22 protein-coding genes and 1 other annotated feature are annotated in these 21,794 nt (G+C 45.3%); of the genes, 4 read left to right on the top strand and 18 right to left on the bottom strand.

Going from position 1 to position 21,794, the window contains the following annotated elements; all coding sequences use genetic code 11:
* Positions 1-22: 22 nt before the first annotated feature.
* Positions 23-1,522: an amidase gene (locus MHB72_RS01740; protein WP_216921574.1), complete on the bottom strand. Its 1,500-nt coding sequence runs from the start codon at positions 1,520-1,522 to the stop codon at positions 23-25.
* Positions 1,523-1,622: 100 nt separating this feature from the next.
* Between MHB72_RS01740 and MHB72_RS01735 the strand changes: the two genes are divergently transcribed.
* Positions 1,623-2,075 (top strand): GNAT family N-acetyltransferase, encoded by a 453-nt coding sequence (locus MHB72_RS01735; RefSeq protein WP_216921577.1) that lies wholly within the window; start codon positions 1,623-1,625, stop codon positions 2,073-2,075.
* Positions 2,076-2,106: 31 nt separating this feature from the next.
* On the opposite strand, the gene MHB72_RS01730 is transcribed toward MHB72_RS01735, so the two are convergent.
* Entirely contained in the window at positions 2,107-3,237 is a 1,131-nt protein-coding gene (locus tag MHB72_RS01730; RefSeq protein ID WP_216921582.1) for a type II asparaginase, read from the bottom strand.
* 173 nt (positions 3,238-3,410) lie between these two features.
* Positions 3,411-4,580 (bottom strand): M20 family metallopeptidase, encoded by a 1,170-nt coding sequence (locus MHB72_RS01725; protein ID WP_216921585.1) that lies wholly within the window; start codon positions 4,578-4,580, stop codon positions 3,411-3,413.
* Positions 4,581-4,705: 125 nt separating this feature from the next.
* Here MHB72_RS01725 and MHB72_RS01720 point away from each other — a divergent pair, with 125 nt between their 5' ends.
* Together MHB72_RS01720 and MHB72_RS01715 are read left to right on the top strand one after the other, a co-directional pair.
* Positions 4,706-6,106 carry a YfcC family protein gene (locus MHB72_RS01720; RefSeq protein WP_216921588.1) on the top strand — a complete coding sequence of 467 codons (1,401 nt, stop codon included), beginning with the start codon at positions 4,706-4,708 and terminating at the stop codon, positions 6,104-6,106.
* 617 nt (positions 6,107-6,723) lie between these two features.
* Entirely contained in the window at positions 6,724-7,800 is a 1,077-nt protein-coding gene (locus MHB72_RS01715) for a DUF4352 domain-containing protein (protein WP_020450033.1), read from the top strand.
* Positions 7,801-7,810: 10 nt separating this feature from the next.
* On the opposite strand, the gene MHB72_RS01710 is transcribed toward MHB72_RS01715, so the two are convergent.
* The 3 genes from MHB72_RS01710 to MHB72_RS01700 all read right to left on the bottom strand — a co-directional run bounded on the left by MHB72_RS01710 (position 7,811) and on the right by MHB72_RS01700 (position 11,123).
* The gene (locus tag MHB72_RS01710; protein ID WP_216921591.1) at positions 7,811-9,895 is read right to left on the bottom strand and encodes a class I SAM-dependent methyltransferase; all 2,085 of its coding nucleotides are present in this window, start codon (positions 9,893-9,895) and stop codon (positions 7,811-7,813) included.
* Between the two features lie 87 nt (positions 9,896-9,982).
* Positions 9,983-10,723: an SDR family NAD(P)-dependent oxidoreductase gene (locus MHB72_RS01705; RefSeq protein WP_065643674.1), complete on the bottom strand. Its 741-nt coding sequence runs from the start codon at positions 10,721-10,723 to the stop codon at positions 9,983-9,985.
* A complete protein-coding gene (locus tag MHB72_RS01700) occupies positions 10,707-11,123 on the bottom strand; it encodes a tautomerase family protein (protein WP_216921594.1) in 417 nt (138 codons plus the stop codon). Before MHB72_RS01700 ends, MHB72_RS01705 begins: the two co-directional genes overlap by 17 nt.
* Before the next feature lie 109 nt (positions 11,124-11,232).
* On the opposite strand from MHB72_RS01700, the gene MHB72_RS01695 reads away from it, so the two are divergent.
* The gene (locus MHB72_RS01695) at positions 11,233-12,132 is read left to right on the top strand and encodes a LysR family transcriptional regulator (RefSeq protein WP_020450029.1); all 900 of its coding nucleotides are present in this window, start codon (positions 11,233-11,235) and stop codon (positions 12,130-12,132) included.
* Between the two features lie 56 nt (positions 12,133-12,188).
* Here the strand turns inward: MHB72_RS01695 and MHB72_RS01690 are convergent, their stop codons facing one another.
* From MHB72_RS01690 to MHB72_RS01635, 12 genes are all read right to left on the bottom strand, one after another.
* On the bottom strand, positions 12,189-13,559 hold the full coding sequence (locus tag MHB72_RS01690) for a sensor histidine kinase (RefSeq protein WP_020450028.1): 1,371 nt from the start codon (positions 13,557-13,559) through the stop codon (positions 12,189-12,191).
* Positions 13,550-14,212, bottom strand: a complete 663-nt coding sequence (locus MHB72_RS01685) for a response regulator transcription factor (RefSeq protein WP_020450027.1) — start codon at positions 14,210-14,212, stop codon at positions 13,550-13,552. Before MHB72_RS01685 ends, MHB72_RS01690 begins: the two co-directional genes overlap by 10 nt.
* Positions 14,213-14,232: 20 nt before the next feature.
* Complete coding sequence (locus MHB72_RS01680) at positions 14,233-15,003, bottom strand: lantibiotic immunity ABC transporter MutG family permease subunit (protein ID WP_025810815.1); 771 nt, start codon at positions 15,001-15,003, stop codon at positions 14,233-14,235.
* A gap of 1 nt (position 15,004) precedes the next feature.
* Entirely contained in the window at positions 15,005-15,763 is a 759-nt protein-coding gene (locus tag MHB72_RS01675) for a lantibiotic immunity ABC transporter MutE/EpiE family permease subunit (RefSeq protein WP_216921597.1), read from the bottom strand.
* Complete coding sequence (locus MHB72_RS01670) at positions 15,760-16,476, bottom strand: lantibiotic protection ABC transporter ATP-binding protein (RefSeq protein WP_216921600.1); 717 nt, start codon at positions 16,474-16,476, stop codon at positions 15,760-15,762. The genes MHB72_RS01675 and MHB72_RS01670 overlap by 4 nt, the downstream gene beginning before the upstream one ends.
* 120 nt (positions 16,477-16,596) lie before the next feature.
* Positions 16,597-17,664 (bottom strand): YecA family protein, encoded by a 1,068-nt coding sequence (locus MHB72_RS01665; protein ID WP_128823239.1) that lies wholly within the window; start codon positions 17,662-17,664, stop codon positions 16,597-16,599.
* A gap of 548 nt (positions 17,665-18,212) precedes the next feature.
* A complete protein-coding gene (locus MHB72_RS01660; RefSeq protein ID WP_216921603.1) occupies positions 18,213-19,157 on the bottom strand; it encodes a DMT family transporter in 945 nt (314 codons plus the stop codon).
* Positions 19,158-19,176: 19 nt separating this feature from the next.
* A complete protein-coding gene (locus MHB72_RS01655) occupies positions 19,177-19,338 on the bottom strand; it encodes an anti-TRAP regulator RtpA (RefSeq protein ID WP_020450020.1) in 162 nt (53 codons plus the stop codon).
* Positions 19,339-19,438: 100 nt separating this feature from the next.
* Positions 19,439-19,697, bottom strand: a binding site (T-box leader).
* A 58-nt stretch (positions 19,698-19,755) separates the two neighbouring features.
* Positions 19,756-20,271, bottom strand: a complete 516-nt coding sequence (locus tag MHB72_RS01650; RefSeq protein ID WP_216921607.1) for a DUF2812 domain-containing protein — start codon at positions 20,269-20,271, stop codon at positions 19,756-19,758.
* On the bottom strand, positions 20,264-20,611 hold the full coding sequence (locus MHB72_RS01645) for a PadR family transcriptional regulator (protein ID WP_023857772.1): 348 nt from the start codon (positions 20,609-20,611) through the stop codon (positions 20,264-20,266). The genes MHB72_RS01650 and MHB72_RS01645 overlap by 8 nt, the downstream gene beginning before the upstream one ends.
* Before the next feature lie 15 nt (positions 20,612-20,626).
* Entirely contained in the window at positions 20,627-20,806 is a 180-nt protein-coding gene (locus MHB72_RS01640) for a hypothetical protein (protein WP_023857771.1), read from the bottom strand.
* Positions 20,807-21,017: 211 nt separating this feature from the next.
* Complete coding sequence (locus MHB72_RS01635; protein ID WP_020450017.1) at positions 21,018-21,770, bottom strand: MerR family transcriptional regulator; 753 nt, start codon at positions 21,768-21,770, stop codon at positions 21,018-21,020.
* Positions 21,771-21,794: the final 24 nt, after the last annotated feature.

Genomic DNA, 21,794 nt, shown 5'->3' with positions numbered 1-21,794 from the left:
CAGCCGGTCTTCTTTTATTCGGTTACAGACTGCCGAACATCGGATTGCCTTTCATTCCGATCCATAAGTCTGATTGCTCTAATAAATGTGCGGTGCGAAGCAGCCAATGTTCCTTTCCTTTCGGTGCCGTCACTTGAACACCGAGCGGTAAACCTTCATTTGTGAGGTGGACCGGGACGCTCATCGCAGGCTGTCCGGTTAAGTTGGCAAGCTGTGTGAATGGTGTATATGTCAAGCTTTTCAAAAACATTTGATAAATCAACGACTGCTGCTCATTTTTTTCCAGCTCACTCACTTTCAGGAGCGCTTCGGCTTCTTTTTCGGTATGAGTAAGCTCGCCGACCTTTGGAGCGGGGTAAGCCGTTGCAGGGGTCACATACAGATCATAGGTCTCATGAAACGCCGCCATTTGTGCAGCTGCTTGATCCCAGGAAGCAAGGCTTGCCGTAAATTCGGCTGCCGACACTTTTTTGCCTGCTTCATTAAGCACCCATGTGACAATTTCAACATCCTGAACAGTGATCGCTCTTCCAAGCGTTTTTTCCATTCCCAGAATCATCGCGGAAATTTCGCCGCTGTTCATTAAGTAGTAGTTCTCCATTAACCGGAGTCCATCAACGCCGTTCGCCTGCTCTTCGACGCGGTGTCCCTGCGCTTCCAGCCATTTAACGGTGCGGTGGACGGCTTGTTTGGCTTCATCACTGACAGGCGTTCCGACGGGTGATTCTACAGAAAATGCGATATTCAACGGGCGCTCCAGCCCTTTTTTCATATCCTCTTCATAATGGCCCGGAAATAAAGGCGTTTGAAAAGCGGCTTCAGGCTGAACGGTTTGCAGGATATCAAGGAGCGCAGCGCTGTCCCTGACCGTACGGGACAGCGCAAAATCGATCGATGCTCCCTGCCATTGCCGCCCGACGCCCGGTCCTACAGGCGTTCTGCCCCGGGTCGGCTTCAAACCGAATAGCCCGGTAAATGAAGCGGGGATCCTAATGGAGCCTCCCCCGTCACTAGCTCCTGCAAGGGGAACGATTCCGGCCGCCACCGCTGCAGCGGAACCGCCGCTTGAACCGCCGGGTGAATAATCGGTGTTCCAGGGATTTCGCGACGGCCCGTATAATTCAGGCTCAGAAATATTTTTCAATCCGTATTCGGGCGTATTCGTTTGGCCGAGAAATAAAAAGCCGGCGCCGCGCAATTTAGCAACGAAATTCGAATCGCGCTTTGGTTGATAAGATGAAAGCAGCTTGGCGCCGGCTGTAAGAGACTCCCCTTTCAACGCTTGGGAGATGTCCTTTAAAAGGATCGGCACCCCGGCAAACGGCTGCTGTCTGATATCGAGCTGTCTGCATTCATGTTTGACTTGTTCTTTTCTCGTCCGAACGACCGCATTCAGTTCTGGATTGACTTCTTCAAGGCGGGAAAAAGCAGCATCGATTAATTCGTTCACCGTTACTTCCCCATGTTTGATAAGCTTAGATAAAGCAACTGCATCATGCTTCATATAGTCAGATATATTCATATCAGTACCTCACTTTACTGTTCGCTTGTGTTTACTATTGTGCATGAGCCTTTTGAGGATTTCAATGTTTTCAGTTTAGATCAAAAAGGAGATGAGTGAAATGAATATTCGAAGGTTACACCCAGAACATGAGCCGCCGCTTGATTTACTGTTGACGGCAGACCCTTCCGAAAAACTGGTTATCGATTATCTCAAACGGGGACAATGCTATACAGCAGAAATCGACCGCCGGATTGTCGGTGTCTATGTGCTGCTGCCGACGAGACCAGAAACAGCAGAGCTCGTCAATATCGCCGTCAAAGAAGAACTGCAGGGAAAAGGAATCGGCAGACAATTGGTTATGCATGCGATTGAAACGGCAAAATCACAAGGATTTAAGACAATTGAAATCGGAACCGGGAATTCAAGCATCGGCCAGCTTGCGCTCTATCAAAAATGCGGATTTAGAATCACCGGCATCGACCGCGACTTTTTCTTGAGGCATTACGAGAAACCGATATACGAAAACGGCATGCGCTGCATCGATATGGTTCGCTTAGCGCTCGATCTTTAAATAAACCGCCGGGCTCCCCGGCGGATTCTCGTCAATATTCATCAAAATAGGACTGGATCTTTTTCGGATCATCTGTTTTGGTCAGCGCCAGCATCAGCAAAATCCGGGCTTTCTGCGGGTTCAAAGAGTTGGAAGCCAATATGTTTTCCTTTTCAAGATCAGGATTGGGCGTGACGACCCCGCTGCCGGTGCGTGTAGAACGCACGACTGCCGCCCCTTTTTTCACCGCTGCGACTGCCCCTTTTTTCGCCTCGTCAGAGACTGAACCGTTTCCGCTTCCCGCATAGATAATGCCTTTCGCTCCCGCCTTGATTGCAGCGTCAAACAGATAGCGCCCGTCGTTTTGATACCCGTATATGATGTCGACTTGAGGAAGCTGATTGATCTTGGAAATATTAAAATCGGTATCTTTCGTATGCTTTTTTGTGATGTCATTATGAAAATAGATGCCGTCGGCAATATTGCCGAGGTAACCCATTTCTTCCGACTTGAAAGTGTCAGGAGCTGTCGTATGGGTTTTCGTCACATATCTTGCCGCAGCAATCCGGTCATTCAGCACCACCATGGTTCCTTTCCCGTAAGCTTCCTTGCTCGCAGCGACCTTTACAGCATTGTACAAGTTGGCAGGCCCGTCGGCTCCAATCGCTGTGGAAGGCCGCATAGATCCGACCACAACGACGGGTTTATCGCTTTTGAGGACGAGATTTAAAAAATAAGCCGTTTCTTCCAAGGTGTCCGTTCCGTGAGTGACGACAATTCCATCGACATCATCTGAAGCTAAAAGCTTCGCAGTGCGCTTGCTCAATTTCAGGAGCGTTTTATTGGTCATATTCTGGCTGCCGATGTTTGCCACTTGTTCTCCGCTGATATTCGCGATATCCTTCATTTCCGGAACGGCTTCAATGAGCGTATCAATCCCAACTGCGCCCGCTTTATAATTGGTCGTCGACGTTTTGGACTGATTCGCTCCGGCAATCGTCCCCCCTGTGGCTAAAATTCTTATGTTGGGCAGGCCCTCATTTCCTTGAGCAGTCTTAGCTGACGCAGTTTCCGTCTTCGCCCGGGCCTTTGTTTCATTTCGAGATTCGTTTGAACCGGAGCACCCGGCATTGATCAAAAGCAATAAGCCTAACACAATAAATAACATTCGTTTTTTCGTCATGTTTTGATCTCTCCCTGCTGCGAAGTCCGCTAATTATATATGTATTTTCTCTTTCCTCCTCTCTTTCATACCAGTTTAAAATGCATTTATACGCTGTCTATTTATATGTTAGATTTTCTTCTGCGTTTTTTTGCATTAAAAAAAGGGAAACCTCGTTTCCCTCTTCAGACCTTCTATTGTTTTAAAAAGCTGAATTCTTCCTTTATTTTTCTCAACAGCTCTTCATTGGTGAGCACATCATAGGCCGTGAATCCCATAGATTTTGCGCCGAGCATTAAGCCTTCGAACCCTTGGCTGCTCATGGCTGCCTCCCGAAACTCGGGTGTGTGGCACGCGTACGGTTCATCGCAAATTTGTACATAAGGATGAATGGAAGGTGCGATCTGGCTGACATTCCCCATATCAACTGAACCTCCTCCGTCCGCTTTTTCATGAATCGAATCGGGATCGACGCCCAACTCGATCATGTTTTGTGTAAAGGCGTCTGACAGCGTTTCATTTGTTTTCAAATCATCATAAGACAGCTCGTAAAAAGAGCTCTCAAGTCGGGCTCCAGTCGCAAGTGCGGCTGCTTTTGCACAATTTTTTACTTTATCAAGCAATTCATTGACATAAGCACGTTCTGTTCCTCTGACATAAAACTGGGCAACCGCATAATCCGGCACAACATTTGCCGCTTTCCCTCCCTCCGGAATAATCCCGTGAATCCGGGCATCAGGGAGAATATGCTGTCTGAGCGCATTAATGCCGTTGAATGTCTGAATGACAGCATCGAGCGCATTGATTCCTTCGTGAGGCGCTCCCGCCGCATGCGAGGCCTTTCCGAAGAATTCGAATTGAATCGCATCCATCGCCAGCGATGTTCCGCTTTTTTCATGCCTGCAATACGGATGAACCATCATAGCGGCGTCCAAGTGATCAAAAACCCCTTGTTCAGCCATGGTTACTTTTCCGCCTTTCGTTTCTTCCGCAGGCGTTCCGTAAACATACACTTTCCCTCCGCATGATGCGATGACTTTGCTGACGCCGATTGCGGCGCCGACCGCCATCGTGCCGATCAAATTGTGCCCGCAGGCATGGCCAAGGTCAGGTAATGCATCATATTCAGCCATAAACCCGATGGCAGGGCCGGGACGGCCGCTGTCAAATTCGGCCGTAAACGCCGTCGCAAGGCCGCATGTTCCTAACTCCACCTGAAAACCGTGTTTTTTCAGCTCCTCGGACAGAATCTTTGAAGCTTTGAATTCTTCATGCCCCAGTTCAGGGTGATTGCCTATATACTGGCTGATATGCAGCAGCTCTTCACGAATATGTTCGATCTCTTTCTCAATTTGTTTTTTCATAACGGTTCTCCCTTCTCCATTACCGGAAGTTCTTTTCCAGGGTTGACAAAGTAAATCTCATATCCTCAAAATGATTAAATATATAATTCTATGAATATTAATACATTATAAAGGAGACGAACGGAATGAGCAATGGCACCTCCCAGAAAATAAAACTGCACTTCCCTCATACTTATGCTTTGATTTTTTTCATTATCATTTTAGCTGCACTGGCTTCATACTTCATTCCATCAGGAGAATTTGAGCGGGTTGAAGAAGACGGCCGAACGGTTATCGTACAAGGGAGCTACACACAGACTGACGCCGGTCCGGTCGGTTTTTTCGAGATGTTTAAAGCCATACCGGAAGGCATGATTCAATCGGCGGATATTATTTTTTACATCTTTTTAATAGGCGGAGCTTTCGGCATCATCCATCAGACCGGGATGATTCGTGCAGGTGTTCATGTGCTCGTGCAGCGCTTGAAGAAACGCGGTTTCCTCCTGATTCCCGTCACCATGTTCGTCTTTTCCATCGGAGGCGCAACGATCGGTTTATCTGAAGAGACGATTATTTTTATTCCGATCGGCATCGCTGTTGCAAGAGCGCTTGGCTATGATTCAATGACCGGGCTGGCGATGATTTCCCTTGGCGCGGCTGCAGGGTTCACCGGCGGCATGTTGAACCCGTTCACAGTCGGAATCGCACAGACAATTGCGGAAGTCCCGGTGTTTAGCGCCCTCGGTTATAGATTGGCCGTTTATGCCGCCATGCTCGGTTTCTCCATTTTTTATGTCATGCGGTACGCTGAAAAAGTCAAAGCGCACCCAAATACCGGTTTGATGTATGGAAGCGAAACAGAGATGAATGAAGAGACAGCCGCAGGACAAGCTGATCTTTCCTTCACCGGAAGACACGGCCTCGTCCTGCTGATTACAGTATTGGGCTTCGGCATCAATATGTTCGGTGTATTTCAATGGGGGTGGTTTTTAAGCGAGTTGTCGGCCGGCTTTCTCATCATCGGCTTTGCCGCCGGCCTTGCGGGAGGACTCGGCATCAACAACACCTTCCATTCATTTGTTGACGGTATGAAACAGGTTGTATACGGAGCGCTGATTGTCGGCTTCGCCCGTGCCATTGTCATCGTATTGGAAAACGGACATATTATCGATACGATCATCAACAGCCTTGCTTCAGCCATCAGCTCACTTCCGAAAGAAATCAGCGCCATTGGCATGTTCGCCGTGCAAATCGTGATCAACACATTTATTCCATCCGGAAGCGGACAGGCAGCCACAACGATGCCGCTTATGGCGCCGCTGGCTGATTTATTGGGATTCGAACGCCAGATTGCCGTATTCGCGTATCAATACGGAGACGGAATCACCAACTCCATCATTCCGACCTCCGGTGTACTGATGGCTTCGCTGTCAATCGCAGGCGTCACTTACGAACGCTGGGTCAAGTTTGTCTGGAAGCTGGTCGCAGGCTGGATTTTCATCGGCGCCGCCGCAATTGTTATCGCCATGATCATCGGTATTAAGTAAACATCCGGTCCACAACATGCAGCCGGAGCCCCCGGCTGCATTCCTCATACATGTCTCCGTCTCCCTGACCATAGAGAAGCTAAACCATCAAAACCGGCGTTTCTGAGACGATTGATCTACTAAATTTTAAGCTCAGGTTAAGAAAACCCGAAAACAGGACTTTTTATCCACCATAGTCCAATTTCAAAATTCATCAACAAAGTGGCGGATTCTAAACAAAACACTTATATTTTTCACCTGTTCTGCCTTGTCATGGCTAAGGTGGAAAATGGATCAATCTCAATTAAATGCACCGTTTTGTAAGTCATTAGTTTTAGTCTATTCATACTATCTAAAGTTTGAAAACATGCCTAATCTTGCAAAACATTGACCAAAATTAGTATTTAACACCTATTTATTATTGATTCTTCAAACCTTAAAATGAGTGATGTTGTTTCTGTTTTTTTAAAGAAACTAAGGAAAAAGGAAGAATTATAATCAAATTTTCACTGTTAGATAAATGAAATGACCGGGACTTGAGTAAGATTTGTCCCGATGAAGGGCCTTTTTACCCTAACCACCTCATTCTTTTCATTTACATAACATTGAAAAAATAATAATAAAAAAGGAGACAGACCATGCGAAGTAAAAAGTTTTTTCTAATGATGCTTTTGATGATTGTAGCAGTCGTGTCAACAGCCTGCGGAGGCAGCAAAAGTGCGAGCGGAGAGAAAGAAGATACGAAAAAAGCAGATAATGCAGAAGTTAAAATACTAAGCTCCGAATATACGCTTCCGGATGATTCATCAACAAACCTGCACGAAAATGAACTTATACTAAAGATCAATGTTTCCGTTAAAAATACAGGAAAAGAACCATTGATGGTTGATAAAAGCCAATTCAGCCTTTACGAAGGCGACTCAAAAATGTCGGACGTCAGCGTATATGATGAAAGAAACAAGAGACTTCGTTCTTCCACGCTGAATTCTGACAAGGAAGTCGACGGAAATATCTATTACATCGTTGAAAAGGGCAAAAAGTTTCAGCTTGAATACACACCTGACATGTACGGTGAAAACAAAGCCGATCCTGTCAAATTCGAGATCGACGGCGGCAGCGACGATTTGCTGAAAACAGCCAAAAAACTTGAAGATCCGGCAAAAGCTTTGCTGGCTTACACAGATGTAACGATTTTCGGCAAAGATAATGATAACTTTGATAAACTGGTCGACGAAAATAAACGTGAAGTCGTTACCGATTACCTTGAAGGCGCTCAAAAATCAATCGTTCGCTCTTTAGGATATTATGATGAAGAAGATGTCGATAAAAAGAAATTGAATAAACTGATCAGCGCCATCCAAAACGCTTATCAAGAAAAATCTCAAGTCAAAGCAGTTACAAAATCAATTTCAGGCGATGAAGCAACTGTTGAAGCAACCGTTACACCAATCGATAATACGGATGTCCAAAAGAAAGTGAAGAAAAGACTGGAAGACTATGTGAAAGACAGCGGCAAAAACTTCATGTCCAGAGATGAATTGATCAATCCTGCGATTGACATCATGAGTGAAGAAATCAAAAAAGCACAGGCGACTTCAAGTGAGAAAACCGTTGAAGTTAAGCTTGAAAAATCAAAAAACGACAAATGGAAAATGGATGCTGATAATTACAAGACCGAACAATACTTCTCAAGCTTCCTTAAAAGCAACAACTAAAAAAAGCACCCTAGTGGTGCTTTTTTTCAATTACAATAAAACAAGTGCTGTCCGGCAGCGGCACGCGTCGGCCGAGCCGATCTGTCAGCTCGATTTTAGGGTTAAGGTGTTCTTCATACCCTTCCTGTACATAGTGTTCGAACACAAGAATGTTCGCGCGTTCCCCCGACTCTTTCTCAATACAGCGCCGGAATTCAGACGGCGTAAAATAGCCGAACTGCTCCTTCACTTCATGCGGATAGGCTTCTTCTCCCCAAGTATATGTATAGAGGAATTCCATCGCGTCATTCACAAACAGTACGGCCGCATCCTTTTCAGCCTCAAGAATTTGCACCTTTCTCCCTTTAAAATCATGGACATACCGTTTCAAGAAATCCATTCCATCCGGGTCTTTAAAGCGAATCCGCCGCGTTTCCTCTTTGTTTTCGGTCATGATTCCGTCCCTGATGATGATTCTGCCTCCCCGCTTCAGAATATCAAAGGCACTTTTTAACGCTTGGGCAATGACGAGATGATTAAATCGTTTTCCTTCATACGGAATGTATGAAAACAATTCGTGCAATATCGATGAAAATACAATCGTGTCGACGCTTTCCTGTTCGAAGTACTCAGGAAGATCCAACGCATCAGCCTGTTTCACATGCCACGGCTTATGTTCGCGCACTTTTCTTTTTTGGAGCTCCTCAATGACATTAACGGAAAGGTCGATGCCGATGACCTCTGCTTCAGGATGCTGGTCCGTCAGCAAATCAAGCATCACGCCGCCTCCGGCTCCGATGTCGAGCATTCTTTCTCCAACAGCATAATCGGCAATCTTCTTTTTATAATCTTCCGCACCGTTCATGTCAGACAGATAAGCCGCTTCATTTTGCAGCCGGTCAAACGAATCCTTGCGAAACTCAAAAAAATCATAAAGCAGCACGATCGCCCGTTCATATAAAGGCGATTTCTCCGCTTCCTGGCAAAATTCAATCAGCTTCAGTCCGGCCTGCGAAAACGAAAACGTGACGCCGACAATCTCGGAAGCCTGATCAAACGGCTGAACAGCAAGCGAAACGTGTTCATTTACAGGCACCCCGCCGAAAAGCAAATCGCTGATCGACATCTCTTTTAAGCACGCTTCGATAATCCGTTTTTTATAAACATTCGTATGACGCACACCCTGGTAATCACGGTACATGTCCTTCATCAGCGGCTCAAAGCTGATATGCTTGACTGATAGAGGATTGACAGAACGAAGCACTAGTAAACAGATTTTGACAAACTCTTCAAAACTGAACGATGACAAGGCGGATTCCACATACCATAAATCGATCCGCTGAAAGAAGCGTCTCAGCGCATCTTCCGCCGCATGTTCCCTCAAAAACCGCTCGTACCGGCTGCTGTCTTCGCCGGAATCGAGCGCCTGTCCCCGCAGTTTTCTGATCCTTTCCGCAAACGGCCAATCTTTGTTTCTTTCTCCTGTGCAGATTTGGCCGATTATCCGGTTCACGTCTTGTTCAATCGATTCCCAAAGCGCCGGCGAAACCCCTTCAATGATACATTTGTTCAGAACGTACAGAACCCGCCTGATGTCGATGTGCTGAAGTTCGGATGCTTCAATCCAATCGATAAGAGGAGTGAATTGGCGATACCTTGATTCCCCGCGGATATACTGCCCGACGAGTCCATGCGTCAAAATCAAAATATAGATGAGTTCCTCAATATCCTGCCGCTCCGGCATATACGCCTGTCTTCGATCAGCATAAATCTGCGCCGACCCGATATTATGGATCGCAAGCTGAAAGCCTTTCTCACGCCATTCCTTTCTTTTATGAGGCTGGCCGCACTTAGCCGTTTCACTCCATATAAGAACCTCTTCAATGATTTCTTTTTCCCGCTCAGGAATGTTCGCTTTCTCCAAGATGGAGAGCGTCTGTTCCACATAAAGAAACACGGGATTCTGAGGCATGTTCTCCAGCGAAGATATCCGCTCCAGATTGACATTTTGTTCTTCAGTTAAAACAAGATACTTGAGCCATTCGGCATCACGCAAAACATGATAATCCCCGCTTTTCACTTTTTCAATGGCTTCTAACGATTGTAAACGCCTCATACGTTCTTCCCTCTTTTTTCTATTTCGATATGACTAATCATAAGGTAAATGGTTTCATATAGAAATAGGATAATAGACTTATAACCGCTATAATGTTTGGCCGCAGTCCGCCGTTAAGATTTGACCAGTAACCGTTTCTTGTTCGAGCAGCGCGCAAATGAGCAAGGCGATATCTTCCGGCTTTGCGATCCGTTCAAGCGGGAGCTTTTGGCTGAGCCGCTTCATTTTCTCTTCATTCCCCTCCCACCATCTCGTCGATACAGCGCCAGGTGCCACACAGCTGACCCTGATATCCGGAGCGAGCGCATGCGCCAATGATTTCGTCAGTCCGTGGACCGCCGCTTTTGATACGGCATAGGGGAGCGAAGAACCTGAGCCCGTCAGTCCGGCGATGCTACCGACATTTACGATGGCGCCTTGCTTATTTTGCTTCATTAAAGATGCCGCCGCTCTCGCGCAATAAAACATCCCTTTGACATTTACCGCATACAGTTCATCCCAGACTTCTTCAGAAGCTCCATCCAAGTCATCAAGCTCGATATGCCTGGTGATGCTTGCATTGTTGACGAGCAGATCGACGGTGCCGAACTCACGGGCCGCCCGATCAAACATGCCTTGAACTTCATTGACCTTAGAAACATCGGCTTTAATCGCGAGCGCGCGGCCGCCTTGATTTTCAATCATCCCAACCGTCTCTTCAGCCTCCGCTTCGGAACGCGAATAGTTGACAATAACCGCTGCGCCGCGGTTTGCCAAAGCGAGCGATGCCGCTCTGCCGATCCCAGTGCCACCTCCTGTGACAAGGGCTGTTTTATTTTTCATTTTCATTTTTCATCACTCCCTTTTCAACTGATGCAAGCTGTGCTGTTCCATTCCCAAACGACCAGTTCTCTTTCACGTTTTCGGCCGCAATGATCATGACGTCCTCTTGGCGGATGCCGGCGTTTTTTTGTAAACATTCTGCAATGCGTTGATACAGCCCCAGCTTTTTTTCGACCGGTCTCTCTTTCATTGTGATGTGAATATAGATCAAATCCTTCGTCCGTTCGATATTCATATAGCCGGGATCGAAAAAGAATTCTTCCTCATCGTGCTGGGTGATGACCTGAAAATAATCATCTTCCGGAACATCGATCGTCTCCGTCATCGCCTTGTGAACCGTTCTGCTGATCCGGCGAAGCTCTTCTTTTGATCTCCCTTTTAAAAGATCCATCCTGACAAATGGCATATATTTATTCCTCCTTTGTATTGTTTAATAGTGTATAACGGTTATATCATTTTGTATAATTGAATCATTTGAAGGATTCATTCAATTTTAATGAACTTGAGGTGATGGGATGGATTTCAAAACGTTAAAGACGTTTCATAAAATCGTGGCTTGCGGAAGCTTTAACCGCGCGGCTGAAGAACTGAATTATGCGCAGTCCACAGTCACAATGCAAATCAAAAAACTCGAAGAAGACCTCGGCATCCGATTGCTCGAGCGGGGGAAAACATTCCGACTGACTGAAGCCGGCAGGCTTTTTTTTGAAGAAAGCAGCCATATTGTCAAAAATATGGATCACCTTCAACATCATATGGCCGACTTATTGCTTGGCGAAGCGGGAAATATCCGTCTGGGAGCGGTCGAACCAATCGCGAGCTGTGATTTGCCGCGGATGTTGGGGAGGTTTTTAGCGGATTATCCGAAGATCCGGGTTTCCGTAGATATCGCCAACTCATCGACATTGGGGGAACGGCTGGTTCAAGGCAGCCTGGACCTTGCCGTCTGTTCGACTCCGGCAATGGGAACTGATCTTTATTTTGAACCGCTATATGCTGAAGAGCTCGTAGTGCTGCTTCCTGAAGGACACCCCGCCGGAAACAATGAACACATCCATCTGAAAGATCTTAGGGAGCACCGTCTACTGATCACAGCCAACAATTGCACCTACCGGAAGAAAGTCGAAATCGCGTTTCAAGAGCTGCCGGGAAGCCAAATGAACACGATGGAGATTGGAAGCATGACCGCTTTGAAAAATTATGTTGCCGCTGGACTCGGCGTTGCCCTGATTCCGAAAAGCATCGTCTCCCCTCCTCCTCCCGGAACGATTGTCCGGTTTATCGGCGATGACCCGATCAGCGTAACCTTCGGCATCCTTTGCAAAACCGCGTCTTTCCCGCTGAAACAAGCGGACGCAAAGCTTTACCAATATTTGAAACAGGAACTGGGAGAACCGAAAAAACCTTCCGGCTGATGTCGGAAGGTTTGGGATGATGACATAATGGGACATTGAATGATGATGATCTGGTCTCAGAGGGGGATGGTTACTTGCACCTGTCCGCCCCCCGCTTCACCGTTTTTAATCGATAAATCGCCTTGATGAAGCTTGACAACACGAAGCGCAAAGGTAAGTCCCATACCGTAATGCCCATTCGATGTCCGGCTTTTATCTTCCATATAGAAAAGCTCGGCAGCTTTCTGCAGGCCTTCTTGAGAAAATCCTTTTCCGCTGTCAGTGATTGTGAAAATCAATTGATCATCCGTACACACAGCTTCAAAATCGATTCTCCCGCCTTCTGGTGTGTGATCTGCAGCGTTCGTCATGATGTTCATCAACGCTCGATGAAGCAGCTGTTTGTCCAACAGTGCTTTTTTATCTTCAAGGTTCTGTTCCTTCAGCACAATGTCAACCGATTTGTTCCCTATGTATGCTTCAGTGTCATTGAGAACACTTTCGACTAACGGTTTCACAGCACTTTCTCTATAATCGATATTTAATGCTTCCTCCGTTTTTGACAAATGGATTAATTGGTCAATGTACTGATCGATTTTTTGCCCCGCATCAAGTATGTATCTGATATATTCCGACTGCTCTTGATTTTGCGGTGATAAGCTCAGCAATTCCGCATTACCTTTAATAATGGTCATTGGAATTTTAATGTCATGAGCCAATGCGCCGATCTGTTCTTTTTTCGTTTTCTCTAAGTGCCACTGCGCGCGGAGGGAGGCTTGAAGGGCATTCCTCATGTCTATCAGGGAACTGATCACATGATCAAATTCCTTAATATTCGAAAATTCCGGAGTGAAATTTAAATTTTGTTTTTTAATTTGCTCAGCGATGGTGTTTAATGTTTGAAAATGATCTTTTAACCTGTTTGCAAATCGGGTTGTTACCGCAAAAACGACCGTAATTAGAAGCAGAATGATGATGCATAAGCTTGTCAGCTCATAGTTCGGGAGAAACCGTCTCAGCAGGGGAGACCGAAACTCAGCGCGCAAAGGATACTCCAACACACAATACTCGTCTTTGCGTTCGATGATCATATAGCCTTTTTGACTTAAGGTGACATACGGCCTGCTCTCAATTTTTTTCCGTACAATGGAAAGATTCGTTTCTTTCATGTTTCCCGCTGTCTTTTGTTTCGACTTTTTATCCAATATGGCATACAGCATCGTATCAGGTATCATGTCTTCCGTTATCCGTTCAGCCGATTGAAGCTTGGGCTTAAGCTTTTCAGCTTCGATTTCATTGTAATTGGCAGGATAAAACAGCCCTGCATTCATTCCGATCATATTGATCAAAACATATACAGCCGTGATCGCGATCAGGCTGAAACTCAAAGTGAGCATATATTTGATCAGTTCTCTGCGCAGCGTCTTTTTTTTACGGATTATTCCCATCTGTACCCTACGCCCCATACCGTTTTGATCGGATCTCTTTCGTGTTCTTTGCATTTTTTTCGGATCGTGCGGATAAATTCGGTTATCGTGGAGTATAATGCATTGCCTTCCAGCCCGTATACATAATCATAAATTTCTTCTCGTGTAAAAGTTCGTCCTTTATGCTGAGCCAACAGCTCACATATTTTAAATTCATTTTTTGTTAAATTCAGCTTTTGATCATGAATAAATACTTCTTTGCTGTCAAAGTGAAATAAAAAACCGGAAATCACACGTTTAGTTTCGTGTTTCTCTCTTTTTTCCCTTCTCAAGTGTGCATTTACTCTCGCACTGAGCTCAAGAACGCCGAAGGGTTTTGAAATATAGTCGTCTCCTCCAGTCAGGAGGCCCTTAACGATGGCCTCTTCCTCCGTCTTAGCGGTGAGAAACAGGATCGGACAATCTACCAGCGGCCGGATTTTCTCGCATAATTCAAATCCGTCCATCCCCGGCATCATCACATCAAGCAAAATTAAATCATACCCTGAAAACACGTCGAGAGATTCGGCGTTAACTTGACTCAATGTATGAACTTGATGCTGATCGCGGCGCAAAATATTTTGTATGAGTACAAGAATATCTTTCTCATCATCTACTGCCAAAATGTTCGCCACTTGCTGACCACCCTTTTTCATTATTCATAAGCTTTTCTTCCTTCCCAGCGGATAAACCAAACGATGCTTAGAGCGAATACAGCTATTATAGCAAACACCATGATGAAAGCCCCCTGCTTGATTTCCCCGTCTAGAACAGAACGCAGAGACGGATCAATTTGGACAAATCGGTCAATCCCCTTATACCCTGTCAGCCTGATTCCCCATGCCCAGGGATTATATTTCCAAATGACATCGCCCAATCCCGTATTCATCAGTGCTGTCATCAAAAGACCTGCCCCGCCTATTAAAATCGAAGCCCCCATTCCAAATATGCAGCTGATCAGAAAATAAATGAAATAAAGTGTGACACTTCCGGCTGCCAGCCATGCCCCAGCCTCTAAAAAAAGGGCGATTGTCAGGTTCGGCACATGAAATAGAACTTTGAGCCCCAATACATAGAGTCCAATAGCCAAGAATACCGCACACAAGTTCATGAACAGAAGCAGTGTGACTTTGCTTAAATAAGCCGTTAATTTGGGCGCCGTGCCGCCCAACAGCACTTGAAAACGGCCTGCCCGCTCCTCTAATGAAGCCGTCATTCCGCACACTATTCCAATCAGAAGCGGCAGGGCAATCGCAATTGCCTCAAAATACGTGCGGTATAATTGATATGGATCATGATCTCTATTATAGAAATAAAGCAGAAAAACACTCGCACAGATAACCGGAACGGTCAAGTGAAGCCAAATAAAAGATGTGCGCTTTGTTTTTTGAAAATCAGCCGCAAGGCATCTGAAAAATAGCAACAAATCAAACCGCCTCCCGTTTTATCGATTTGCGATCAACGGCAGGGGAAAAAGACCGCCTGGTCAGACGAACCAAAATAGCAAATAAAACAATAGATAGAACAACAGCCGGAGGAACGACTGCCCAGCTTGTTAAAGGATCGCCATTTTCAAGAGGCACACCGTTGGGATGGATGCCAATTGTCGGACACATGACCCTGATCGGCCAGCTCCACGGATTCAGCCACCAAAAAGGACTTGATGCCGACATGATGCCCAACACGATACTGCCCAGCATATTGAACAAAACGGCAGATATAAACCCAAATTTTCGCGCTATCCATAAACAGATGGGGATCTCCCACAGTGTCGTAAGCCAAAGCAGCAGATTCGCGGCAATGACTGTCAAATGAATGCTCGAAAATTGAGGAATGACAAACTGCATCACAACCATGAACCCTAAAAAAACAGCTTGAGACGCTAAAGAATAGAGCGCAATGACGCTTATTTTTGCAGACCAGATCATATGTAAATGTACGGGAGAAGAAAAAATGCCGTTATAATTCGACGCTTTCATTTCTTTCTGGTGTGATAATGCACAAAGCAAGGCGATCATGACCGGCATCAAGATGACAGACCACCAATTATACGTACCTGCTACAAAGAATCCCGGATTCATTAAAAAGGCGAAGCAAATATTAATCAAAGGCACAATGAAGATCATCTTTCTCGAAAATGTTCTTTTAAACTTCAGGTTTTCCGCTTTTGCATAATATCCGATCATTGTTCTCCGCCTTCTTTCCCCCGCGTTGATTTGACAACATCCATAAAAAGCCGCTCGAGATCGTCCCCCTTATTGATTTTCCCCTGATATCCGAGGTATCCTCCGCTGATAATCCCGATATGGTCTGCGATCTGCTCGACTTCCGACAGAATGTGGCTTGATAAGATGACCGTCATCCCTTGCTTTGGAAATGACCTGATGAGTTCCCTTAACTCTTGTATACCGATCGGGTCGAGACCGTTCGTAGGCTCATCAAGTATGAGTAATTTAGGGCGATTTAAAAGAGCGATGGCGATCCCCAGCCTCTGCCTCATTCCCATAGAAAACTGCCCCGCTTTTTTCTTTCCGGCATGATGCATATCAACAGTTTTAAGCACCTCTGTTATTCTCGCATCAGGAAGACCCAATAATGTGGCATGCACCTTGGCATTCTCGTAGGCTGTTAAATTATCATACAGAGGCGGGGATTCTATTAAAGAACCGATGTCTTTTAATACAGACCTTTTCCATTTCTGCCCCTCAACCAAAATGTCCCCGGCAGTCGGGTTTAAGATTCCGGTTAAAAGTTTTAAAGTCGTTGATTTTCCTGCTCCATTCGGTCCAAGCAGACCGTAAATACTGTTCTTTTTAACTGACAGTGAGACGTCTGAGACCGCTTGCGACCTTCCAAACTTTTTTTGAAGATGCCTTGTTTCCAATAGAATTGTACTCATCTTAATCTCTCCTTGTTTGATCTGATCGGTACCGATATCTTAAAATACCTTTCTCAAGATTTAATCAGAATCAAACGCAAAAAACCTTCCGGTTCCCCGAAAGGTTTAGCGGCCTTTGCCTTAAGAAGGCATAAGCTCAAGATGATGATCCAGTTCGTCCTGCAGGACGGCTTCAATATCTTTAAAACGATTCGATACGGTCGAAGCACTGACACCGTATTTTTTTGCAAGCTTCGCCTGGGATAACGATTTTTCCGATTTGGAGATCGTATTGATAAAATACTCCAAAGCAGCTGCAAAGGCTTCTGTTTTCTTGATGACCGGCGCTTTTTTAACACAATACGATTTCCAAAGGCCGACCGCCCAGGAGACAAATGATTCAGAATGTCCTTCGTCAAGCATACCTTTCTCAAAGACAAGCGCTGTTTCTTTTTCCATCTCATTGGCCCATTCGATGTCTTCCGACCCTTGCTCAGACGGTGCACTCTCTTCCTGACGGCAAAGCTGCATTAACACATGATGAAAATCATCTCTCATCAGCTGTTCTTTTGTTCCGCCTTCTTCTGTGAAACGGCTTAAAGCATCGTTTAACCTGTCTTTGAGAGCATCCGCCATTTTTGCAGGATAGATGGTGAATTGTAAGAAGAACTCGGTATGGCTTCCGATCTTGATCGGAAAGCCGAGCACGTACTCGCCTACAAAAGGCCCTTCCCGCTTCACATTCATCCTTATAGTGAGCTCTTCATTTGTTACAGCATCCTCAAAGCGAATGCCGCCATCTGTTATATGTTTCACACGCAGCAGCGCAGGGGAGAGGTCTTTCCACGATTGAACGGCTTCCTTAGTCTGCGATCTGAGAATTGAAGAACCCTTTTTCTGTAAAAAGTCTTCGAAAATCGTCAATCCTCCGTCTGCCAACGGCCGGGAAAATACTCCCCACACGCCCAGATTAAAAACACATATCTTTTGTGCAGACTGTTCCAAGTCTGACAGAAAAGAATACTGATTAAGAAATTGATCGATTGTGTCTTTATGTTCCGTAAAAGCGAATTCCATGACGTCTTTCTGGATTTGTTTCAATTCCTGCACCGCGACAGCCGGAAACGCTCCCTCCGCTTTGCCGCAGCATTTTTTATATTTTAGCCCGCTGCCGCAGGGGCAAGGCATATTTCTCTTTACTTTTCCCACGTTTAAACCTCCGTATCTTATACTACAACTTATTTATTTTATCAAAACTTTCAGGAGGGCGAAATCCGATAATGAAAATCAGTATGATTTAGCTGAAAAGTAAAATTTTATAAAAGAGGACAAATAGAAAAAAAGACTATAAAATCGTTAGTTCTGCGTTTTTATCATCCATTTATGATAGAGGGTGTTATACATTTTGCAATACGCTGGTTTTTGGGTTAGAGCGGGTGCATTGTTGATCGGTTGCGTATTGGCGGTCGGATTACACTTTTCATCCGCATTGATTTGGAGACGGATCTCCTGAGGTCGGTGCAACAGCACTGCTGGTATACGTTTTGTATCCGCTTTTGATGCCGCTCCGATGCACATTGGAAAGGCACTTTTTAGAATTCGCATTATTTCTGATGATCAGGCCGACGGATGAAGCTATGGCAGGCTTTCGTGCGCTACATCGTCTCATGGGTCATGAAAACAGGCGACACTGAGTAAGCGACTTTTATGTCTTCAAGTGCATACAGGAAGTGAAAAAGAGATATGAATCCCTTTTTCTATTTCCGGTATTCCAGCAGACTGATGGTCAGGAGCACAAGGAAGCACCCCAGCCACTGAATGGATGTTAAACGTTCGTTTAAAAACAAAACACCTCCGAAGATGGTAAGAACGGGGCCGATCATAGAAATGACGGCTCCCCGCTCCGCTCCTATCCGCTTCATGCCTTCCAGCATGAATAAAAAAGGAATGACCGTCGTCACCGCCGCAATGATCATAAAAAAACCATACATTGCGGGAGGATAAGAAAGCAGGATTCCCGGCTGTTTTCCTGTTGCGCGAAACAGCGCATAACCGGCCATCGCAAGACTTGCCGCCGACATTCCATAGGCATTCATCCGAATCCCGCCGATTTGACGGACAAGACCTCCCGCCACAACAAGATAAACCGCATAGGCGACAGCGGACAATAAGATCAAAAAAGCTCCTGACAGGTTCGCTTCAAATGCTTGCACATCCCATCCGCCGACAGCCAAGAACAGCCCGGCATTCACAAGCAAGATGGCAGCAAACGTTTGACCCGAGATCATTTTTTTATTTACAAAGGCAGTGATGATCAATACGAACATGGGATAGCTCATCACAATCATCCGTTCAACGATTGCCGAAACATCATGAAGGCCGATAAAATCAAGCAATGGCGACAGAAAAAAACAAAGCAATCCGGCCGCATAAGCTTTAAAAATCTCCGCTTTTTCTGGTTTAGCCGGAAGCTTTGAACGATACACAACAAAAATCAGCCAAAACAGCGGCGCCGCAAATAATTGCCGGTACAACAGCACCGCTTCCGGCTGTGCACCTTGTTCATAAGCCCATTTGACAAAAATGGATTTTGAAGCAAAACACATCGTCCCAAAGACCATAAAAACGACCCCGGCCGCTTTTCGAACGCCGCTTTGAATATGGCCGCTCTGCTCAGCTGTACTCTTCTCTGCTCGACTCAACTCGTATCACCCGTCCTTTTTATTCGTGGATATGTTTTTTTATAAAATGGAGCAATGTGCTTCCCTGGGCCGTCAAAATCACACCTTTTCCCAAACATTTTGGACAAGGCTCCGGCTCTTCTCTTCCGCTTCCATTGCAATTTGGACATGTCGTTTCCAAATCGTCCGTTGCAATCACCATTTACCATCACACCTCCGTTTCCGTTTAATATGATGCGGCCACTCCGGCCAGCCTTCCTCCATGGCCACCACCTCCTTAAAAATACAAAAAACCCCCGTCACAAAAGGACGAGGGTCTCGCGGTACCACCTTTATTAATCGCATCAACGATTCGCTTGGAACATACGGAAAGGGAACAGTCAGCCCTTTCGATACGCTTCTCTTGATAACGGAGAGAACTATCCCGGCTCCGCCTACTGTCCGTTTCAGCGAAGCGATTCAGAAGCCCATTCGGCGTCAGAAGGGCATCGGTTCACACCAGCCACCGACTCTCTTAAACCCATGCTCTGACACGTACTTGCTCTTCCTCAATATCGTTTAACCGTACATGATTTGTAAAAAATATATTACTCTGAAAATTAGCATGTGTCAATCAGCATTAAATTCTTGTTTTTTTACGAACCTTTAATATACACACGGTCAACAGACACAAAACAAGGAGATTGAATGCTGCTATCCAATAAAAATATCCAGGGATGCCTATGACGAGAAGCGGTAGTCCCAAGCTGAGAAATACACTGGCAAATGCAGCATACAGCACTTTTAGTAAGCCATTATATTTTTCTGCTTCAGATTCGCGGTCTGTATAAATCGCATTTGTTTGAACTTGACTGGGATCAGCCGCAAAGTAATGCCAATTTAAAAACTGTGTCACATGCTTCCAGCCTGCATCCTCGTATATATGAATATATTCTTCCTGATCCAGGTTTGATGTTGTCTTATAGTCGAGCCGATATACTGCATTGCTTGGTTTTGTCTTTTCAAATATATAGATAAATAAAAAGAAGGACTTTAACATCCACCCCTGTTTTGCCATTTCATTCAGCCAGTTCTCCTCCTTCCGGTCTTGCCAAGCAAGAAAAAAACGGAATTTACGCTTTCTTTTTTTACTCATGACTTGTATCTCCCTCTTTTTGAAAAATAGATTGACTGATCGTCACTAATTTGGATAGGCGTTTAAATTCGAGTTCAATCACCTGCCATCCTTCATTCGTTAAAATATACTGCTTTCGCCGATTATCGCCGGATTCGCCTTCCTTTCTAATCAGCCCCTGCTTTTCGAGTTTGCTTAGTGCACCATAAAGAGTGCCAGGCCCTAGTTTGACCTCACCCTCACTCATGCTCTCAACCCTTTGCATAATGCCGTAGCCATGTAATGGTTGAGTTAATGACAATAATATGTAATACGTAGCCTGCGTAAGCGGTAAATAGCTTTCCGCCGTTTTTTTCTTCACTTTTCGCACCTCATTTTAAGTATGGCGTTTTTCATTTATATATCTCATGAGCAGTACAACACCTATTAGATTGAAAATGATGCTGCCGCCAAGAGCTAGTCCCCACCATACACCGTTTATTCCTGATAAAATCGCTAAATTTAATAAAAAAATTCCGCTCAAAACAAATAACATCCCGGTAAAGTGTGTATTCAAATCATTCGCCTCCTTATTTTACATCGCCTTACGATATATCGACTGACGATATAATAACATATTAGAAGATTCGACACAAATCAAACACAGCATTTACCCTGCAAATCAAATAAGTGAGCACAGGCTATTGCCCAAAAGGAATAGCTCACATTAAAATTAAAAAAACCGCCTAAAAGGTCATTTCACGACCTTATCAGGCGGTTTCCAGCGATTATTCCTTATTCCTGTCAGCAAACACCGTCATGGCGTCGCACATGAACTTCGCCAAGCCGGCGCCGTATTGATCAATGTTTTTCGTAAAGCGCTCGTCAGCAACATACATTTGTCCCAGACCTTTGAAAGCTTCGAGCGAATAGCTGTGGCCGGTGTTATTGTTCAGAAAGTCGTACCATTCCTTTATAGCCGCCTGTGCTTCCTCTGAGTCTGAGGCGCCTTTTCTGAGGGCGGCGATTTTTCTGTAAATGGCATCATATTGCTGTTCCATCTTTTTCCGTTCACCTTCGGGCATGGATTCGATATAGGCCTTCGATCTGTCGACGGCTTCATCGCCCCAGCGTTCCCGCGCTTCTTCCTCATACGGGTTTTGACTGAAATCAAATCCCGCGAATTTTTCCTCGTTTGTCATGTTGATTTCTCCTTTCGCGAATTGGATCGTTTTATCGATTGTCGCAATCATTTGGTCAAGCCGGCTTCTTTTCTCCAGCAGCGCTTTGCGATGGAGCTGAAGCGCCTCATTCCTGTCAAATGAAGGGTTCTCAAGAATGCTTTTAATCTTTTTTAAAGGGAAGTCAAGCTCTCTGAAAAACAGGATTTGCTGCAGCTTTTCCAGATCGTCATCTGAATACAGCCGATACCCGGCTTCGGTCGTCTCCGACGGAGCTAATAATCCGATTTCATCATAATGATGCAGTGTGCGCACACTGATGCCGACTAAGTCGGCCACTTCCTTTACTTTCATTTTCATTTATCTGAACTCCCTTCAATATCG

The organism is Bacillus sp. FSL K6-1284 (assembly GCF_038002625.1).
Lineage (GTDB): Bacteria > Bacillota > Bacilli > Bacillales > Bacillaceae > Bacillus > Bacillus paralicheniformis.
This window is presented reverse-complemented; position numbering and strand designations above follow the sequence as displayed.

Coding starts and splice junctions, on each gene's coding strand:
- MHB72_RS01740 (WP_216921574.1), bottom strand. CDS start 1,522: ATGAATATATCTGACTATATGAAGCATGATGCAGTTGCTTTATCTAAG.
- MHB72_RS01715 (WP_020450033.1), top strand. CDS start 6,724: ATGCGAAGTAAAAAGTTTTTTCTAATGATGCTTTTGATGATTGTAGCA.
- MHB72_RS01635 (WP_020450017.1), bottom strand. CDS start 21,770: ATGAAAATGAAAGTAAAGGAAGTGGCCGACTTAGTCGGCATCAGTGTG.
- MHB72_RS01695 (WP_020450029.1), top strand. CDS start 11,233: ATGGATTTCAAAACGTTAAAGACGTTTCATAAAATCGTGGCTTGCGGA.
- MHB72_RS01710 (WP_216921591.1), bottom strand. CDS start 9,895: ATGAGGCGTTTACAATCGTTAGAAGCCATTGAAAAAGTGAAAAGCGGG.
- MHB72_RS01725 (WP_216921585.1), bottom strand. CDS start 4,580: ATGAAAAAACAAATTGAGAAAGAGATCGAACATATTCGTGAAGAGCTG.
- MHB72_RS01670 (WP_216921600.1), bottom strand. CDS start 16,476: ATGAGTACAATTCTATTGGAAACAAGGCATCTTCAAAAAAAGTTTGGA.
- MHB72_RS01720 (WP_216921588.1), top strand. CDS start 4,706: ATGAGCAATGGCACCTCCCAGAAAATAAAACTGCACTTCCCTCATACT.
- MHB72_RS01690 (WP_020450028.1), bottom strand. CDS start 13,559: ATGGGAATAATCCGTAAAAAAAAGACGCTGCGCAGAGAACTGATCAAA.
- MHB72_RS01655 (WP_020450020.1), bottom strand. CDS start 19,338: ATGGTGATTGCAACGGACGATTTGGAAACGACATGTCCAAATTGCAAT.
- MHB72_RS01705 (WP_065643674.1), bottom strand. CDS start 10,723: ATGAAAATGAAAAATAAAACAGCCCTTGTCACAGGAGGTGGCACTGGG.
- MHB72_RS01700 (WP_216921594.1), bottom strand. CDS start 11,123: ATGCCATTTGTCAGGATGGATCTTTTAAAAGGGAGATCAAAAGAAGAG.
- MHB72_RS01735 (WP_216921577.1), top strand. CDS start 1,623: ATGAATATTCGAAGGTTACACCCAGAACATGAGCCGCCGCTTGATTTA.
- MHB72_RS01675 (WP_216921597.1), bottom strand. CDS start 15,763: ATGATCGGATATTATGCAAAAGCGGAAAACCTGAAGTTTAAAAGAACA.
- MHB72_RS01730 (WP_216921582.1), bottom strand. CDS start 3,237: ATGACGAAAAAACGAATGTTATTTATTGTGTTAGGCTTATTGCTTTTG.
- MHB72_RS01650 (WP_216921607.1), bottom strand. CDS start 20,271: ATGAGTAAAAAAAGAAAGCGTAAATTCCGTTTTTTTCTTGCTTGGCAA.